Here is a 15,393-nt window from a genome sequence, read left to right as displayed (position 1 = left end):
GCTCCTTCAGCGAACGCCCGGGATCGAATCCAGTAGTTGCCGGGTGTAGTCGTGGCCGGGGGAGTGGAAGACTCGCTCGACCGGCCCGGTCTCGATCACCGCGCCGTCCTTCATCACCGTCACGTCGTCGGCGATGAGCCGGACGACGCCCAGGTCGTGGGTGACGAAGACGTAGCTCAGGCCGAGCCGGGCCTGCAGGTCGACCAGCAGCCGCAGGATCTGGGCCTGCACCGAGACGTCGAGCGCGCTGACCGCCTCGTCGAGCACGAGGATCTCGGGGTTGAGGGCCAGGGCCCGGGCGATCGCGACCCGCTGGCGCTGCCCGCCGGAGAGCTGGAACGGCAGGCGGTGCAGGAACTCCTCGTCCAGCGACACCGCCGCCAGCAGCTCGCGGACGCGGTCTTTGCGGTCCCCGGCGACCCGGAAGGCGTGCAGCGGCTCGGCGATCAGCCGCGCGACGGTGAAGCGCGGGTCGAGCGACGTGTACGGGTTCTGGAAGACGAACTGCAGGTCGCGTCGCACCTCGCGCAGCTCTTTGCGGCGCAGGCCGATGACCTCGCGCCCGCCGACCTGGACGCTTCCCCCGTCGGCGGTGGTGAAGCCGGCCAGGATCCCGGCCAGGGTCGACTTGCCGGCCCCGGACTCGCCGACGATCGCGTGCGTGGTTCCTCTACGCAGCACCAGATCGGCCGCGTCGAGCGCCCGCAGTTCCTGCCGGCCGCGCAGCTGATAGGTCTTGGTCAGGGCGCGGGCGGTCAGGACGGACGGGGTGTCGCCGGCCGTGGGCGGCGCCAAACGACCGGTGTGCCGGCCGGGTGCGGCATCGAGCAGGCGCTTGGTGTATTCCGCGGTGGGCACGGCCGAGAGCCGGGCCACCGGGCCCTCCTCGACGATCTCGCCCCGCTGCATGACCAGGATCCGGTCGGAGCGGTCGAGGGCCACGCCGAGGTCGTGAGTGACCAGCAGGATGCCGATGCCCAGCTCGGCCCGCAGCCCGACCAGGTGGTCGAGGATGCGTTTCTGCACGGTGACGTCGAGGGCGCTGGTCGGCTCGTCGGCCACGATGATCTTCGGCCGGCCCGCCAGCGCGATGGCGATCAAGGCCCGCTGCTTCATGCCGCCGCTGAGCTCGTGCGGGTATTGGTGGAAGACCCGTTCGGCGTCGTGCAGCCCGGCCGTGCGCAGGCTCTCCAGGGCTGCCTCGCGATAGTCGGCCTTGGGCCGGTTCAGCCGCACGGCCTCGATCACCTGCACGCCGATCCGCTTGACCGGGTTGAGCGAGGTGTTCGGGTCCTGCGGGATGAACCCCACGTAGTTGCCGCGCACGAGGGCCATGCGCTTGTCGTTCCAGCCGGTCACGTCGACGCCGGAGTAGGCGATCGAGCCACCCCGGATCCGGGCCGCCGCGGGCAGCAACCCCAGCGCGCCCTGCACGAGCGTGGTCTTGCCCGAACCGGACTCGCCGACGAGCGACACGAACTCGCCCGGCTCGACCCGCAGGCTCACACCACGCACGGCCGGGTTCCAGCGGCGGCGCCCGGTCCGATAGTCGATCGCCAGCCCGCTGATGGCCAGCAGCGGCTCTTGGGCGTCCGTGGCCGAGGTGACCTCGGTTGCGGCGGCGACAGTGTCGGTCATCGGCGGGCCTCCTTGCGAAGTGAGGTGCTGATCCGGTGGGTGGCGATGACCACGACGGCCAGGGCGATGCCGGGCAGGATCGAGGCCCACGGGTGCACGGCCACGAAATCGCGGCCCTCGGCGACCAGCAGGCCCCATTCGGGTTCGGGCGGGGGAGCGCCGTAGCCGAGGAAGCCGAGCGAGGCGACCGCGAGCACGGCCGTGCCGACCTCCAGCGCGGCCAGGGCGATGACCGAGCTCAGCGCGTTGGGCACGACGTGTTTTCCCATCACGCCGAGGCGGCCCACCCCCAGCCCGTACGCGGCCTTGACGTAGTCCTGGGTGACGACGGCGAGCACTTGGGACCGCATCACCCGGGCGAACGCGGCGATCGACGAGATGCCCACGGCCAGGGCGACGTTGTTGGTCGAATAGCCGAGCACCGAGACCACCACCATGGCCAGCAGCAGGCTCGGGATGGCCAGGAACACGTCGACCAGCCGCATGATCGCGGTGTCGACGAGGCCGCCCGAGAACCCGGCGATCAAACCGACCAGCACGCCGACGCCGAACGCAAGCAGCACCGCCAGCAGGGTCGCGGTCAGCGTGGTGTGCGCGCCGTAGACGCTGCGGGCGAACAGGTCGCGGCCGAGCCGGTCGGTGCCGAACCAGTGCTCGGCGCTCGGCGGGGCGAAGCTGGCGCCGGTGTCCCCCTCGTACGGGCTGAACTCGGTGAACAGGCCGGGGGCGACCGCCCAGCCGATCACGACCAGGACGATCAGCCAGCTCAGCACCAGGATCGGCTGGTGCACGAGATCGCCGAGGCGGCGCAGCGAGAGGGGCCGCGGCAGCGCGAGCGGGACGGTCATCGCGATCCTCCGGCCGCGAGGGTGGCCCGCAGGCGCGGGTCCAGCACCGGATAGATCAGGTCGACGATCAGGTTGATCAGGGCGAAGGTGGCCGCCACGAGCACCACGATCCCGGCCACGAGCGGCACGTCGAGCGTGTTGATCGCGGTCTGGGTCAGCCGGCCGATGCCCTTGCGGGCGAACACGGTCTCGGTGATGACCGAGCCCGCGATCAGGTTGCCGAACGTGATGCCGGCGATCGTCAGCGCGGGCAGGCTCGCGTTGCGGAAGACGTCGCGGATGACGATGCCGGCCCGGGTCGAGCCCTTGGCCCAGCTTGTCGTGACGTACCCGGAATGCAGTTCGGTCGTGAAGTTGCGGACGAGCAGCTGGGCGATCGGCCCGGAGACCGGGATGGCCAGGGTGATCAGCGGGAGCACGAGGCTGCGGAACCCGCCGTCACCGAACGACGGGAACCAGCCGAGCCGGAACGAGAACACCTGCAGCATGAGGATGCCGGAGAGGAACACCGGCACCGACACCGCGCCCGAGGGCAGCGCCTCGATCAGGTTGCGCAGCCACACCCGGCGGGTCGAGGTGGCGGCCAGGGCGACCCCGAAGGCGATCAGGACGGCCAGCACGAGCGCGGCCGCGGCCAGCACGAGCGTGCTCGGCAGCACGTCCACGACGGCCCGCAGCACCGGCTGGCCCGACTGCACCGAGTTGCCGAAATCGAGGATCAGGGCGTGGCCGAGCCGGTCCAGATACTGCACGATCACCGGCTCGTTGAAGCCGTAGTTGGCCGCCATCTGCTCCTTGACCTCGGGCGGCACGCTGTTCAGCTCGGCCGGGTCGAACAGCAGGTCGACCGGGTCGGCCGGCAGCACGAAGAGCAGGACGAAGGCGACGGTGAAGGCGGCCCAGACGACGAAGACGGCCCGGCCCAGCTTGAGGGCGATGTAGCGCGGCACGGTGCTCCTTACTTGCCGTCGTTCTTCCACGTGTTGACGAAGTGGTTGCGGGACTGGGCGTCGAAGAGGATCCCGTGCACGTAGCCGGCGTGGGCGATCACCTGGGCCGGGTCGTAGACCGGGTTGACCAGCGCGTACTTGTCGACGACGAGGTCCTGCGCGGCCTTCGCGAACTCCTTGCGCCGCGCCGGGTCGAGGGTGGTCTCGAGCTTGCCCAGGGCGGCGGTCAGCTCGGGTACGTCGATCCCGGTCGAGTCGGCGGTGAGGAAGTTGCTGTTGCCGAGCTCGGGGTTGTATTGCAGGTTGAGCACGGCGGCGTCGTTGCGGGACCGGTTGGCCGCGGTGACGTTCCAGTCGGTCTTGGCCTTGGCCACGTTGGCCGCGTAGTCCGGGATCGGCACCACGGTGAGCTGCAGGTCGACGCCGATCTTCTTGAGGTCCTGCTGCACCGACTCGTACGCGGGCTTGTTGACCACCAGGTTGCTGATGCCGAGCAGCTTGACCGTGAGCTTCTTGCCGTCCTTGACCCGGATGCCGTCCGGCCCGGGCGCCCAGCCGGCGTCGTCGAGCAGCTTCCTGGCCGCGTCGGGGTCGTACTTGAGCACCGAGCCGCTGTAGTCGGCGTAGCCCTGCACCGAGGGCGCGATGACCGAGGTGGCGATCTTGTAGGAGTCGGTCAGTACGGTCTTCTCGACGGCCGACCGGTCCCAGCCGCGCTGGATCGCCTTGCGCACGGCCAGGTCGTCGGTCGGGAACAGCTGGGTGTTGAAGTTGAACAGGATCGCGGTGCCCGAGACCCCGCGGTGGATGATCTCGTAGCCCTTGGCCTCGAGCGGCGCCTCGTCGGTGGTGCCGACGTCGAGCGTGGCGTCGATCGTGCCCGACTCCAGCGACCCCGTCCGTACGCTGGCCTCGGGAATGGTGTTGAACACGATCTTGTCGAGGTAGGCCTCGCCCGGGTGCTTGAGCGCGGGCGGCGCCCAGTTGTAGCCCTTGCGCTTGACCAGCACGGTCTTGACCTGCGACTCCCACGACTCGTAGACGAAGGGCCCGGTGCCGATCACCTTGGTCGGGTCGGTGCGCTGCTCCGCGTTGAGCTTCAGCGTCGACAGCGCGAGGAAGCCGGGCTGCGCGTTCGCGGTGAACGAGGAGGCCTGCAGGAAGCTGGCCAGCGGCTTCTCGAAGCGAACGACCGCCGTGTACGGGTCCGGAGTCCGCGTCTCGATGTAGCCGGGCAGCAGGGTGGCGCCGTTGGGGCTGATGCCCAGCTTCTCGTCGCCGCGCACGTACTGGTCGTAGTTGGCCTTGACCGCCGCCGAGTCGAACGGGGTGCCGTCGCTGAAGGTCACGTCCTTGCGCAGCCGGAAGGTGAACTCGGTGAGCGCGTCGTTGTACTCCCACGACTCGGCCAGCCACGGGGTGATCTCCCCGGTGTCCGGGTCCTGCCAGGTCAGCTTGTCGGTGACGTTGTTGCCGATCAGCGACTCGGCATAGTTGGTGCCCCACTGCGGGTCGGGGCTGCGCTGATAGTCGATCAGCGCGAACTGCAACGTGCCGCCGCGCACGGGCTCGCCGCTGGTGGCCGCGCTGCTGCTCGTCCCGCCCCGGGTGACGGCGAAGCCGATCCCGGCGACGAGCAGCACCGCGGCGGCGGCTCCGGCGATCCAGGGCCATCGTCGGCGGCTCCGGGTGGCGTTCTCGATCGAGCTACGAAGATCGTCCGCATCGGACATGGGGAGGCTCCTCCGGGTGGGCTTTCTTGATCCATACAATAACTATATGCTCGATAGGAATTAAAGGTTACGTGCGCGACAGACCTGTTAAGGAGATCAATGGAACTGCTCTGGTACATCCCCAATCAGGTGCAGCCCGGTCATCGTGGGGACGACGTGGTGGCCGGCCACAACAGCCTGGACACGCTGACCGAGCAGGCGCGGGCGCTGGAGGACCACGGCTGGGGCGGCGCCCTGCTCGGCACCGGCTGGGGGCGGCCCGACACGTTCACCGTGGCCACCGCCCTGGCCGCCCGCACCACGACCTTCCGGCCGCTGATCGCGGTGCGGCCGGGGTATTGGCAGCCGGCCCACTTCGCCTCGGCGGCGGCCACCCTCGACCACCTGACCGGCGGCCGCACGCTGATCAACATCGTGTCGGGGCAGGACAAGCCGGCCGCGTACGGCGACAGCGAGGGTGATCAGGCCCGGCGCTACGGGCGTACGAAAGAATTTCTGCAGCTCGTCCGCAGGCTGTGGACTTCCGAGGACGTCACCTTCCAGGGCGAGCACTTCGGCGTCACCGGCTCGACCGTGGTGCCGCGCCTGGCCCGGCCGCCCCGGCTCTACTTCGGTGGCGCCTCCGAGGCGGCCGAACGCGTCTCGGCCACCGAGGCCGACGTGCAGCTGTTCTGGGGCGAGCCGCTGGAGGGGGTGGCCGAGCGCATCGAACGCCTGCGCAACCTGAGCGAGAAGCTCGGCCGCGAGCACGCCCCGCTCGAGTTCGGGCTGCGCATCACCACGTTCGTCCGCGACACCAGCGACGAGGCGTGGGCCGGCGCCGAGGCCCGGGTGGCCGACATGGCGGCCGGCCGTGGCCTGTTGCCCCGCGACCCCAACCGGCACGCCGCCGTCGGCCAGCAACGCCTGCTCGACCTGGCCGAGCGGGGCGACGTGCTCGACGACAACCTCTACACCGCCCCCGGCCGCTACGGCGGGGGCGGCGCGGGCACCACGTGGCTGGTCGGCTCGGCCGCCGAGGTGGCGAGCTCGCTGCGCAAATACCAGGCCCTGGGGATCACCCACTTCGTGCTCTCGGACACCCCGTACCTGCGCGAGATCAAACGCCAGGGCGACCAGCTGCTGCCCCTGCTCCGCGACGACGTCAGAGGAGCGTCTTGACGAAGCCGTCGAGGTTGTCCCACATCAGCACGTGGCCGGCGGCGGGGACGACCCGCACGTCGCAGCCGATCGCGCGCAGGGGCTCGAGTTCCTCGTGCGAGAGCTCCCCGCTGATGTAGCGACGAGGCCCGGCGAAGGCGGCCAGCTGCTCGCGGAACGTCGCGGGCCGCTCGGCCAGCAACGAGACGGCGGTGCGGTGCAGGCCGCGCGAGGACCAGCGGGCCAGGGTCCGGGCGAACTCGGCGGCCTCACCGCCGTCCGCCACCCGCTGGCTTCGGATGAGGCGCTGATGCCCCGACTCGGCGAACGTGTCCTCGTCGAAAGCCGCGATCTCGGCCGACAGCGTGCCGACGCCCGGGTCGAGGTTGGGCTCGGCCACGATCAGCTCGCCCACCAGCTCCGGTCGCGTCGCGGCCAGGCTGATGGCGATCGACCCGCCCAGCGAGTGCCCGATCAGGGTGACCCCGCGCAGCCCGAGCTCGTCGAGCACGGTGGCCACGGTGGCGGCGTGCTCGTCGATGCTGTGCCCGAAGCTGTCGTCGTGGTCGCTCCAGCCGCTGCCGACCAGGTCCACCAGCACATGCCGGCCCGAACCGGCCAGCGCCGGATGCCCGGCCACCTGAGCGAAACTGACCGTGGTGGCCGAACCCAGCCCGCCCACGTAGACCCGCACCGGCCCACCCGCACCGAGCTCGAGCACGGCCATCGCCGCGGACGGGGTGACATTGACGTAGCGAATGACAGCTCTCCTAGCGTGAGCGGTTCTCCAGCACCGTACGGCCGTTGTCTGCGACGGCTACGACTGCGGCTCCTTCCAACGGTATTGCGCGGCCGGGTGGTCGGGGCGTACCCGGGTCACGCCGGGGCCGTGGAAGGACTCGCGCAGCGTGCTGCCCTCGTAGTCGGTCCAGACGCGGCCGCGGCGTTGCAGCTCGGGGACGACCAGGTCGGTGAAGTCGCGGAACGTCACCGGCGGGATCGGGTCGGCGATGTTGAAGCCGTCGATGCCGGCCTCGTCGATCCAGCGTTCCAGCTCGTCGGCCACCGTCGCGGGGGAGCCCACGATCACCGGGCCGCCGCCCCCGACGCCGACGAACTCGGCGATCGCCCGTGGGGTCCAGCGGCGGGTCGGGTCGAGCGTCGTGAACAGTTCCAGCATGCCGCGGATGCCGTCGGTGTCGACGTATTCGAGGGGCTTGTCGGGGTCGAGCACCGACAGGTCGAGGTGCATGAGCGCGCTCCACCGGGCCAGGCCGCCCTCGACGCTGACGTAGCGCTGATAGTCGGCCAGCTTGGCCTGCGCCTCGGCGTCGGTCTCGGCCACGATCACGGTCGCGATGGCCAGGAACTTGAGCGCGCCGGGGTCACGTCCGGCGGTGGCCGCCCGGGCCCTGATGTCGTCGGTCAGCGTGCGGGCCATGTCGGGCCGGTAGGTGCTGAGGAAGACGCCCTCGGCGTGCCGGGCCGCGAACGCGCGCCCGACCGGCGACGTGCCCGCCTGATAGATCACCGGCGTGCGCTGGATCGACGGCTCGAACAGGGCGATCCCGGGCACCTGGTAGTACGTGCCGTCGTGGCCCACCGGGTGCACCTTGGCCGGGTCGGCGAAGGTGTCACCGGAGAACACCACCGCGTCGTCCTCCCAGCTGCCCTCCCACAGCTTGTAGGCGACCGCCATGAACTCCTCGGCCACGGCGTAGCGCTGGTCGTGCGGCAGCTGCTTGGTCAGGCCCAGGTTGCGGGCGGCGCTGTCCAGCGCGGAGGTGACGACGTTCCAGCCGATCCGCCCGCGAGTCAGGTGGTCCAGGGTGGCCATCTTGCGGGCGAACGCGTACGGCTGTTCGTAGGTGGAGGAGACGGTGACCGCGAACCCGAGGTGCTCGGTGACGGCGGCCATGGCCGAGATCGCCAGCAGCGGGTCGTCGGTCGGCGTCTGGATGCCGTCGCGCAGGGCGGCGTCGACCCGGCCCTGATAGACCTCGAGCGGGCCCAGCGCGTCCGCGATGAACAACGCGTCGAACCTGCCGCGCTCCAGAATCCGGGCCGTCTCCAGCCAGTAGTCCAGGTCGCGGTAGCGATGGGCCTGGCTGTCCGGATGCCGCCACAAACCGCTGGCGGTGTGCCCGACCGTCGACTGCCGCAGCCCGTGCAGCCGGATCCGCTGGTCACTCATGCCTGTCCTCCTATGACGAGATCCGCCCGCGAGCGCACCTCGTGTTCCGCGTAGAACTCGTCCTCGTGCCGCGCCCACCGGTCCCAGTGCGGCGCGTAGGTGTCGCCGTCGCGGGCCAGCGCCCGGCGCCGGCGTTCCGGGCCGTCCAGTTCGACCCAGACCAGAGCGCTCACGTACGGCGTGACCTGCCGGGCGCCGGTGCCGACCCCCTCGACGACAAGCACGTCGCAGCCGGGCACCCGGTGCGCCTCGGCGTAGCGCTCGGCGGCCCAGTCGTAGCGCCGCCACCGGGCGGGCCGGCCCGCGGCCAGCGGCTCCAGCACCCAGCGCACGAGCGCGTCGACGCCACTCGCGAGCCCGTCCCAGCCCGGATAGAGGTGGTCCATCCGTACGACGGGCGCCTGGAGCTCGGCGGCGACGGCGTCGGCCACGGTCGACTTGCCTGCCCCGGAACGGCCCTCCACGGCCAGCACCTTCACCGCTCCGGCCCGTGGCGGGCGCTCGGCCAGCAGGTCGGCGATCACGCTCATGTCCGGTGCAGCACGCGCTCGGGGACGATCCGGATCAGCACCCGGCCGTTCTCCTCGGCCTCGGTGCCCACCTCGTGGTCGGCCCCCACATACCGGCGGGCCAGCCGGTCGACCAGTTCGCGGCCGCCCTCGTCGTGCACGCTGGCGGCGCCTTGGATCTCGGCGTACCGGGTCGGCTTGGCCCGGTCGTAGACCAGCACCGTGGCCCGGGAATCACGGCGCAGGTTGCGTACCTGCCGGCGACCGTCCTTGGAGGCCAGCACCAGCTCGTCGCCCTCCCGGCCGACCCACATCACGGTCGAGTGCGCCGTCCCGTCCGGGTCCAGCGTGGTCAGCACGCCGAATTCGGGGCGATCCAGAAGCTCCCGTACGGGCGGGGGCAGCCGGTCGGTCGACAGCGGCAACTCGGGGTCGGCCGACCACTCCTCCAGCGAGCCGTCGTAGATCGCCACGTCCTCGCGGCCGTCCCGCACCAGCGCGTACGCGAGCCCGGCGGCCGATATCCCACCACCGCAGTACGCCCACACCGGCCCGGCCAGCTCACCGGCCGACTCCAAACCGCGCGCGGGCACGTTCACGCTTCCGGGAATGTGGCCCCGACGGGCGTACCGGGTCGGCACTTCGCCTTGGAATGCCGCGGGGGACAGGGCACACACCACGGTCGCCTCGGCCTCGCCGGCCAGCCACCGCCGCAGATCGTCCTTCTCGACCCACAGGCCTTCCCGTACGCGGGGAGTCACGCTTCCCACACGTGGCGTGGCCGGCCCGTGCGCGACCGCCCCGCCGTTCGCGACCCACGCGTCGAGGCCACCCTCCAGGATGCGCGCGTCGACGCCGATCCAGCGCAGCAGCCACCACAGCCGGGCCGCCCAGATCCCGCCGCCGTTGTCGTAGACCGCCACCGGCGTACGGTCGTCGACGCCCAGCTGCCCGAGGCGCTCGGCCAGCACCGTGGCCGATGGCCGGGCGAAGTGGTAAGAGGCGGCGGGGTCGCTCAGGTCGTGCAGCAGGTCGGCGTGCACCGAACCCGGGATGTGCGCGGCCAGCCAGTCGTCGTAGCCGCTGGACGCCCGATGGTCACCGTCGAACTGCGGCGACGGCAGCACGACGGTGGCGTCCAGGATGACCTCGTCCGCCGTCACCAGGCGCTCTTCTCGACGGCGTCGCGCCACGGGCCGCCCTCGGGCAGAATTCCGTAGCGGGACAGCCATTCGGCGTACGGCTGCATCAGCTCTTCGCGGATCTCGCCCCAGCGGCCGTCGTGCACCCAGGTCGGCGCGATGAGCTCCAGCGAGCGGGCCAGCACGGGCGCCGGGAAGTACGGGATGACTCGATTGAGCACCGCGAGAGTGTCCTCGGGCCGGGTGCGCGCCGCCTGATAGCCACGCGCGGTCGCCGCCAGGAACGCGCTCACCACCTCGGGCCGGTCGCGCAGCGCGGGCCCGATGCCGAGCAGGTAGCTGTGATAGGGCGGCGCCCCGATCTCGTCGACCGGCCACATGATCCGCTCCTCGACGGGCAGCCGGGCGAACAACGCGTCCCAGGCCCAGTAGCCGCCGAACGTCGCGTCCACGTCGCCCGCCGCGATGTCGTCCACGCTCAGCTCGCGATGCCCGCTGTCCACCAGCACGACCGCGTCCGGGTCGCCCCCGTCGGCCGCCACCAGATGCCGCACCATCGCCACCCCGCGCGGCGTGGGGTTGAGCGCGATCCGCCGCCCGGCCAGATCCCGCGGCCGGTCCACCCCGTTTCCCCGTACGGCCTGAATGGTCTCCATGCCCCGATGGTTGATCGACGCGACCGCGCTCAGGGGCTGCCCGGCGGCCCGGCGCACGAGCAGCCGGTTGGTCGGGAAGACCCCGAAGTCGGCGTCGCCGCGCAGCAGATGCTCGAGGGTGTCGCCGCGCAACGGGTCGAAGACGGTGATCTCGACGTCCAGCCCGGCGTCGCGATACCAGCCCTCATGACTGGCGACGTGGAATCCGGCCGCGTTGGGCCACGGGTGGAAGTATTCGAGCATCAGGCGGAGATGTGTCACTGGGCTAGTGGTCCTTTTAGCGGCTCAGTCTTGAGCAGGTCGGTGATGTGGCGGCGCAGGCGGACGAACTCGGGGTCGTCGACCGCCTCGTCGGAGCGGGGGCGGGCGAACGGCACCTCGACGCGTTCGAGCACGCGGGCCGGGCGGCGGGTGAAGACGTAGACGGTGGAGGAGAGCAGCAGCGCCTCCTCGATGTTGTGGGTGACGAACAGGACCGAGCGCCGGTTCTCCTCCCAGATGCCGAGCAGCCAGCGGTGCATGTCGGCCCGCAGCATGGCGTCGAGGGCGCTGAACGGCTCGTCCAGGCAGAGCAGCGGGTTGTCGCTGAGCAGGGCGCGCAGGAACGCGACGCGCTGGCGCATGCCGCCGGAAAGAGCATCCGGGTACGCCTGGGCGAAGCCGCCGAGGCCGGCCCGGTCCAGCCAGTCGCGGGCCACGGCGCGGGATTTGCGGCGGGGGGTGCCGGCCAGTTCGCGGGCCAGCACGACGTTGTCCTCGACCGTGCGCCAGGGGAGCAGGGCCGGCTGCTGCGGCATGTACCCGATCCGGCCGCGCTTGCCCACGGCGTCCTGCCCGGCGATCCGGATCGATCCCGCGTCGGGCTGCAGCAGACCGCCGACCAGGTGGAACAGGGTGCTCTTGCCGCTGCCGGAGGGGCCGACGACCGAGACGAACTCGCCGTCGCCGACGGTCAGGTCGATGCCGTCGAGGACGTCCAACGACCCGAACGACTTGCGCAACCCGGCTACTTCCAAGGCGTTCTCAGGCACGGCCACGTCCCTTCACCATCACTCGTTCCAAGAGGAGGACGACGCCGAGCACGGTCAGGCTGAGGACGACGGTCACCGCGATCGCAACGAAGATCTTGTCGGCCCGGAACGCCGACTTGGCCACGATCATGTATTTGCCCAGCCCCTGATCGGCCCCCATCCACTCGGCGATGATCGCGCCGACGACGCTGTAGGTGGCCGCGATCTTGAGCCCGGAGAACATCGGCGGCAGCGCGGCCGGCAACTCCAGCTTGCGGAACAACTGACCCCGGGAAGCCCCGCTCATCAGCAGATAATCGGCGATCACCGGGTCGCTGCGGCGCAGGCCGTCCAGCGTGGCCACGGTCAGCGGGAAGAAGCAGACCAGCACGATCACGACGACTTTGGGCAGCATCCCGAAGCCGAGCCAGACCACCAGCAGCGGGGCCAGGGCCACGGTCGGGATGTTCTGGCTGACCACCAGCAGCGGGTAGAGGGCCGAGCCGAGCAGGGGAACCAGGTGCAGCACAACCGCCAGGGCCAGCCCGATCACCACCGCGGCGCCCAGCCCGGCCAGGGCCAGCTTCGCGGTGGCGGCCGTGTTGGTGAGCAGCGCGGCCCGATCCTCCCGGCCCGCGGCCAGCGCGTCGGCCGGGCTGGGCAACAACCAGGCGTCGGTGCCGGAGAGCGTGGTGAAGGCCTGCCAGCCGGCGATCAGCAGCACGACCGCCGCGCCGGGCGCCAGCCACCGCCGTACGGCCGCGCCTGTCGCCACCCCACGCCGCGTCTCGGCCACCCCCACCTCGCGCTGCGTTTTGGCGGTTTCTTCCCGCCCACCGTCCACTTCTCGCCGCACGTCGGTCACCAGTCCCCGTTTGCCGGACACCCGTCCCCGACCGGCGGCCTCGTGTGTTTGTGAGGACTCACTCACTACTGCCGCCCGTCGCCCGAGATCAGCCATTGCCGGCCGGCAGGAAATCGTTCGTGTAGGCCTTGCTCGGGTCGATCTTCTTGGTGATCACCTTGTGCTCGAAGAGCCAGTCGGTGAAGCTCGTCCACACCTCGGGCGACTGCTCACCCCAGCGCGGGGCGTCGTCGCGATACTTCGGCCCCAGCCAGGCCTGGCTCTTGTTCACCAGTTCCTTGTCGAGGTCGGGGGCGGCGCCGAGCAGGATGCCGGCCGACTCCTCGGCGTTGTCCGCGGCATAGTTGTAGCCCTCGGACGTGGCGGCCAGGAACGCCTTGACCGTGTCCGGGTTCTGCGAGATCTGCTTCTCGCTGGTCGCCAGCACCGGGGTGTAGAAGTCGAGCGCCTTGTCATAATCCTTGACGTACTGGATGTTGACCGGCTCGTTGCGCAGCTCGGCCTCGACCCCGGTCCAGCCATAGAAGATCCACTCGAAGTCGATGTCCTTCTTGGTGGCCGTGAAGAAGTCCGCGTTACCGACGTTGACGACCTTGACCGCCGCCGGGTCCCCACCGTCCGCGGCGACCAGCGTGCGCAGGAGGGCCTCCTCGACGGGCCCGCCATAACCCCCGTACGTCTTGCCGGCGTACTGGGAAGGCTTGGTGATGTTTTTGCCCTTGGGCGAGGCGAAGCCCGAGGTGTTGTGCTGCACGACGGCCGCCACCGAGACGATCGGGACGTCCTGCGCGCGGGCCTGGGTCAGCGACTCCTGCGCGCTGATCGCGAACTGCACCTTGTCCGCCGCCAGCAGGGCCGAGGCGTCCGCGTCACCCGGCTGGACGATCTCGACGTCCAGCCCGTGCTTGGCGAAGAAGCCCTTGGCCTGGGCGACGTAGAGGCCGGTGTGGTTGGTGTTGGGCGTCCAGTCGAGCGCCACTTTGAGCTTCGTGGTCCCGCCCCCGGCAGCGCCGGTCGCCGCCTCATCCTGCCCGCAGGCGCCCAGCAAGAGCGCGGCAGAGGTGGCGGCTGCGGTCAGAAGAATGCCTCGACGGCTGATCTTGGGCTTCACGCAGGGCAACGTAGCTGCTCAGAATGCATTCTCCGCAGAGGTTGTGACCAACTTAACCTATCGAACCGATATGCTTTAAGCAGTTAGATCGCGGTCTTGAAGGTGCGCCCGACCTGGCCGAACGTGCGCAGCCCCGACGCGATGGACAGGGCGGCAGCCGGTCGGCGGTTAGGTGATCGGTCGGCGTGCGGGCCTACGCGTCCGATGGCGACGGCGGTGACGAAACAGGCACCGCCGAGCCCGGGCCGCGTCTCAGCGGTAGCCAGGCGGCGGTAGTCGTCCGTGACGGCGGGATGCGCTGGGCCGGGCGCGGCGTCGGGCGCTGCTGGATCCGGGCGTAGGGGCGTGCGCCGCTGGGTCGGGCGTGGGGCTTGCGGCGATAGGTCGGGCGTGGGGCTTGCGGCGATAGGTCGGCGTGGCGGCGGCGGTGTTGAGTCGCGAGTGGCGACGAGCGTTATTTGCCGGGCGGCGCTGGGTCGGGCGTGGCGGCGGGCGGTGTTGGACCGGGCTTGGCGGCGGCATGGAGTCAGGTGTGGCGGCGGGCGGCGTAAGGTCGGGCGTGACGCCAGGAACTCGTCGAACGTGCGGGGGTCGCGGCCGGTCAGGTCGCGTACGGCGGACGTGGTCGTGGACAGCGAGCCGCCGGTGACCGCGCCCCACAGGTCCACGATGTCGGCCGCGAACGGGGTGGGCAGGCCCTGGGCGGTCAGCTCGGCCACCATTGCGGCCGCGGTCAGTTCGCGCGACGGGACCGGGCGGCCGAACGCGGCTGACAGCTTTGCCGCGATCTCGGCCTGGGTCAGCGCCTCGGGCCCGGTCAGCACGTGGACGCCGCCGATCTCGGGTGGGGTCGCGGTGAGCAGGGCGGCGGCGCAGCGGGCGATGTCGTAGGCGTCGATGTAGGAGACCCGCCAGTCGCCGGCCGGGCCGCGCAGGCCGTCCGGGCTGGTCAGGCCGCCCGCGCCGGTCACAAAATTCTGCATGAACCCGCTCGGCTGCAACAGCGACCACGCCACGGGGGCAGCCTTGAGATGCTGCTCGATCTCCCAGTGGGCACCCTCGGCCAGCTTGCCGCCCCGCCGCGCACCCCACACCGACACCTTGACGATCGACTCGACCCCGGCCGCCACGGCCGCCTTGATCGCCCCGACCTGCTGACGAACCATCGGCTGCGCCCCATCCGACGGCACCGCCCCACCCGCGTTGAGAAACAGCCGATCAACCCCCTCAAGCGCGGCCTCGATCGAAACGGGCGAGTCGTAGTCCCCGACGACGAAGTCACAACCGAGCTCAGCGCCGCGCCCCTCGTCGCGAACCAGAGCGCGAAACGGGGCCCCCGATGCCCGCAGCTCACGAACCAAGTGCCGCCCGATCGATCCGGTCGCCCCACCCACCAAAATCATGAAAGTCCTCCCCGCGCCATGTCCGCCCAGACCCCTCGGGGCCGGCTCGACCCGGACCGTCGCATCCGACCCGGCCCGATCCGACCCGGCCCGATCCGACCCGGCCCGATCCGACCCGGCCCGATCCGACCCGCACGGCCCGTTGCGACCCGCCCGACCCGGACTGCACGGCCCGACGTGACGCGGCCCGACTC

The 15,393-nt window shown here is 70.9% G+C and carries 14 protein-coding genes; 1 reads left to right on the top strand and 13 read right to left on the bottom strand.

Going from position 1 to position 15,393, the window contains the following annotated elements; genetic code table 11:
• Positions 1–6: 6 nt before the first annotated feature.
• Genes JKJ07_RS02410 through JKJ07_RS02395 form a run of 4 tightly spaced genes read right to left on the bottom strand, consistent with a single transcriptional unit; the run spans position 7 to position 5,169 of the window.
• Positions 7–1,638: a dipeptide ABC transporter ATP-binding protein gene (locus JKJ07_RS02410; protein ID WP_236028190.1), complete on the bottom strand. Its 1,632-nt coding sequence runs from the start codon at positions 1,636–1,638 to the stop codon at positions 7–9.
• Complete coding sequence (locus JKJ07_RS02405) at positions 1,635–2,486, bottom strand: ABC transporter permease (protein ID WP_202989488.1); 852 nt, start codon at positions 2,484–2,486, stop codon at positions 1,635–1,637. The genes JKJ07_RS02410 and JKJ07_RS02405 overlap by 4 nt, the downstream gene beginning before the upstream one ends.
• On the bottom strand, positions 2,483–3,436 hold the full coding sequence (locus tag JKJ07_RS02400; RefSeq protein ID WP_202989487.1) for an ABC transporter permease: 954 nt from the start codon (positions 3,434–3,436) through the stop codon (positions 2,483–2,485). Before JKJ07_RS02400 ends, JKJ07_RS02405 begins: the two co-directional genes overlap by 4 nt.
• An 8-nt stretch (positions 3,437–3,444) precedes the next feature.
• The gene (locus tag JKJ07_RS02395; RefSeq protein ID WP_202989486.1) at positions 3,445–5,169 is read right to left on the bottom strand and encodes an ABC transporter substrate-binding protein; all 1,725 of its coding nucleotides are present in this window, start codon (positions 5,167–5,169) and stop codon (positions 3,445–3,447) included.
• 99 nt (positions 5,170–5,268) lie between these two features.
• On the opposite strand from JKJ07_RS02395, the gene JKJ07_RS02390 reads away from it, so the two are divergent.
• Positions 5,269–6,330 (top strand): LLM class flavin-dependent oxidoreductase, encoded by a 1,062-nt coding sequence (locus tag JKJ07_RS02390; protein ID WP_202989485.1) that lies wholly within the window; start codon positions 5,269–5,271, stop codon positions 6,328–6,330.
• Here the strand turns inward: JKJ07_RS02390 and JKJ07_RS02385 are convergent.
• From JKJ07_RS02385 to JKJ07_RS02345, 9 genes are all read right to left on the bottom strand, one after another.
• A complete protein-coding gene (locus JKJ07_RS02385) occupies positions 6,314–7,036 on the bottom strand; it encodes an alpha/beta fold hydrolase (protein ID WP_202989484.1) in 723 nt (240 codons plus the stop codon). The two genes, JKJ07_RS02390 and JKJ07_RS02385, sit on opposite strands and share 17 nt — an antisense overlap.
• A 90-nt stretch (positions 7,037–7,126) precedes the next feature.
• Complete coding sequence (locus JKJ07_RS02380) at positions 7,127–8,503, bottom strand: LLM class flavin-dependent oxidoreductase (protein WP_202989483.1); 1,377 nt, start codon at positions 8,501–8,503, stop codon at positions 7,127–7,129.
• On the bottom strand, positions 8,500–9,033 hold the full coding sequence (locus JKJ07_RS02375) for a nucleoside/nucleotide kinase family protein (protein WP_202989482.1): 534 nt from the start codon (positions 9,031–9,033) through the stop codon (positions 8,500–8,502). Before JKJ07_RS02375 ends, JKJ07_RS02380 begins: the two co-directional genes overlap by 4 nt.
• Positions 9,030–10,175, bottom strand: coding sequence for a TIGR03618 family F420-dependent PPOX class oxidoreductase (locus tag JKJ07_RS02370; protein ID WP_202989481.1), 1,146 nt, complete (start codon positions 10,173–10,175; stop codon positions 9,030–9,032). Before JKJ07_RS02370 ends, JKJ07_RS02375 begins: the two co-directional genes overlap by 4 nt.
• Positions 10,172–11,071, bottom strand: a complete 900-nt coding sequence (locus JKJ07_RS02365) for an ABC transporter substrate-binding protein (protein WP_202989480.1) — start codon at positions 11,069–11,071, stop codon at positions 10,172–10,174. Before JKJ07_RS02365 ends, JKJ07_RS02370 begins: the two co-directional genes overlap by 4 nt.
• Complete coding sequence (locus JKJ07_RS02360; RefSeq protein ID WP_202989479.1) at positions 11,068–11,841, bottom strand: ABC transporter ATP-binding protein; 774 nt, start codon at positions 11,839–11,841, stop codon at positions 11,068–11,070. The genes JKJ07_RS02365 and JKJ07_RS02360 overlap by 4 nt, the downstream gene beginning before the upstream one ends.
• A complete protein-coding gene (locus tag JKJ07_RS02355) occupies positions 11,834–12,685 on the bottom strand; it encodes an ABC transporter permease (RefSeq protein ID WP_202989478.1) in 852 nt (283 codons plus the stop codon). Before JKJ07_RS02355 ends, JKJ07_RS02360 begins: the two co-directional genes overlap by 8 nt.
• An 88-nt stretch (positions 12,686–12,773) precedes the next feature.
• Entirely contained in the window at positions 12,774–13,796 is a 1,023-nt protein-coding gene (locus JKJ07_RS02350) for an ABC transporter substrate-binding protein (RefSeq protein ID WP_202989477.1), read from the bottom strand.
• Positions 13,797–13,879: 83 nt separating this feature from the next.
• Entirely contained in the window at positions 13,880–15,199 is a 1,320-nt protein-coding gene (locus tag JKJ07_RS02345; protein ID WP_202989476.1) for an NmrA family NAD(P)-binding protein, read from the bottom strand.
• Between the last annotated feature and the right edge of the window lie 194 nt (positions 15,200–15,393).

This window comes from Paractinoplanes lichenicola, assembly GCF_016785085.1.
Lineage (GTDB): Bacteria > Actinomycetota > Actinomycetes > Mycobacteriales > Micromonosporaceae > Actinoplanes > Actinoplanes lichenicola.
Note: the sequence above shows the minus strand (reverse complement) of the source record. Positions and strands in the feature narration are given on the sequence as shown.

Bases quoted from the DNA above. Each gene is read 5' to 3' on its own strand.
- JKJ07_RS02410 (WP_236028190.1), bottom strand. From the start codon at position 1,638: ATGACCGACACTGTCGCCGCCGCAACCGAGGTCACCTCGGCCACGGAC.
- JKJ07_RS02385 (WP_202989484.1), bottom strand. From the start codon at position 7,036: ATGGCCGTGCTCGAGCTCGGTGCGGGTGGGCCGGTGCGGGTCTACGTG.
- JKJ07_RS02375 (WP_202989482.1), bottom strand. From the start codon at position 9,033: ATGAGCGTGATCGCCGACCTGCTGGCCGAGCGCCCGCCACGGGCCGGA.
- JKJ07_RS02395 (WP_202989486.1), bottom strand. From the start codon at position 5,169: ATGTCCGATGCGGACGATCTTCGTAGCTCGATCGAGAACGCCACCCGG.
- JKJ07_RS02405 (WP_202989488.1), bottom strand. From the start codon at position 2,486: ATGACCGTCCCGCTCGCGCTGCCGCGGCCCCTCTCGCTGCGCCGCCTC.
- JKJ07_RS02380 (WP_202989483.1), bottom strand. From the start codon at position 8,503: ATGAGTGACCAGCGGATCCGGCTGCACGGGCTGCGGCAGTCGACGGTC.
- JKJ07_RS02390 (WP_202989485.1), top strand. From the start codon at position 5,269: ATGGAACTGCTCTGGTACATCCCCAATCAGGTGCAGCCCGGTCATCGT.
- JKJ07_RS02345 (WP_202989476.1), bottom strand. From the start codon at position 15,199: ATGATTTTGGTGGGTGGGGCGACCGGATCGATCGGGCGGCACTTGGTT.